Annotated in this window: 3 protein-coding genes; all 3 read left to right on the top strand. The window is 40.8% G+C overall.

Annotation, left to right across the window (positions count from 1 at the left end):
- Nucleotides 1-81: 81 nt before the first annotated feature.
- A complete protein-coding gene (tnpA, locus tag HC723_RS16745) occupies nucleotides 82-402 on the top strand; it encodes an IS66 family insertion sequence element accessory protein TnpA (protein ID WP_190339898.1) in 321 nt (106 codons plus the stop codon).
- Nucleotides 399-752, top strand: coding sequence for an IS66 family insertion sequence element accessory protein TnpB (gene tnpB / locus HC723_RS16740; RefSeq protein WP_190339897.1), 354 nt, complete (start codon nucleotides 399-401; stop codon nucleotides 750-752). The genes tnpA and tnpB overlap by 4 nt, the downstream gene beginning before the upstream one ends.
- Before the next feature lie 58 nt (nucleotides 753-810).
- The coding region (gene tnpC / locus HC723_RS16735) for an IS66 family transposase (protein ID WP_190339896.1) at nucleotides 811-1,639 on the top strand (829 nt) is incomplete at its 3' end.

Genomic DNA, 1,639 nt, shown 5'->3' with positions numbered 1-1,639 from the left:
GTAAGCGCCCCATAAACCCCACATGTTCATTTATTTTTGCGAATCATAAGATCAGATCTCAAACTATTAGGAGATTTGAATATGGCACAACGACACACTAATCAAGAATGGCAATCTCTGCTCGAGCAATATGAGTCGGCGCATTTATCGCAGAAGGTATTCTGCGAACGTCACGGACTGAGCCTTTCTACTTTTCATGCCAAACGCCAACAATTACGACGGATTAACGGAACAACTCATAGTGGTTTTGTGCAAGCCGAGATTGTTGAAACTAAAACACACTATCAAGCAGCGCAAATCCCTGTCGCGAATATGACATTATCTGTCAATCATATTGAACTGAGCGTACCGCAAGGTACGCCAGTCGCTTACCTTGCAGAACTTATTGGAGCATTAGCATGAAAAGAATGCTCAGTGCGCCCAATATTTATTTGTATCGAGAGTATGTCGATTTTAGAAAATCCATTAATGGCCTTGCGGCCATTATCGAATCTGATACCAATTTCTCTTTAAGTTCTGGGGCACTATTCCTGTTTACTAATAAGCAACGCGATAAAATCAAAGTCTTATATTGGGATAAAACGGGGTTTGCACTGTGGTATAAACGACTGGAAAAAGCCAAGTTCAAATGGCCTAATCATGAAAAAAATCAGGTATTTTCACTGACTGATTTTGATTTGGAACAGCTGTTATCTGGCTTTACTATAATTGGCCATAAACCAATAAAAATCGATAATTTAACAATGAGTTAATCTGAATAACAGTAAGAAAAACCAAGGTTTTTCATGGTGTTTTTAGTATAATTAACCCATGAAAAAGATGACCTACATTAACCCTGAAAGCCAAGATATCACCGAGCTGCAAGCGATGGTGAAGGCTTTAATGTCGGAGCAAAAAAGTTGGCAAGAAAAGGAATCGCAGTGGCAACAGGAGCGACAATCCTTAATTGAACAATTTAAACTGGCGCTTGATCGCCAGTTTGCTAAACGCTCAGAATCATTGAAACCTTATGATGAAGCACAAGGTGACCTCTTTAATGAGGTCGAGTGTGAAGCTGCCAAGGCGGAAAGTGATGTTGTCATTACCACGGCAACGACCACAAAAAAACGAGGTAAACGTCAACCGTTACCAAAAGACTTACTTCGTGAAACCCGTCTTCTCGATCTTGATGAACATGATAAACAATGCCCATGTTGTCAGCATGCACTTCACCGGATCGGTGAAGACCGCAGTGAAAAGTTAGAATTTACCCCAGCGATATTAAAAGTGCTCGAGATAGTTCGTCCGAAGTACGCTTGTCGTCAATGTGAAGAGAAGGCTGAAACAAGCCAAATCCATCAGCATCCAACTCCGGATAGCATCATCCCTAAAAGCTTTGCAACAGAAAGCTTACTTGCCAATATCATTTTAGGAAAATACCAATACGCGCTGCCATTATATCGTCAAGAGACCTTGTTCAATCAATCGGGCATCGACTTATCGAGAACGACGATGGCAAGGTGGGTAATCCAAGTAAGTGAGAAATTCAAACCGCTTTATCAAGCCTTGAGAAACCACTTGCTAGAGCAAGTGGTTATTCAAGCGGATGAAACACCACTCAATGTACTTAAAGAAAACAAACAGTGTTATATGTGGCTAT

The organism is Vibrio sp. S11_S32 (assembly GCF_014694465.1).
In the GTDB taxonomy this organism is placed as follows: Bacteria; Pseudomonadota; Gammaproteobacteria; order Enterobacterales; family Vibrionaceae; genus Vibrio; species Vibrio algicola.
The sequence above is the reverse complement of the archived record's forward strand: the minus strand, read 5'-3'. Positions and strand labels throughout refer to the sequence as shown.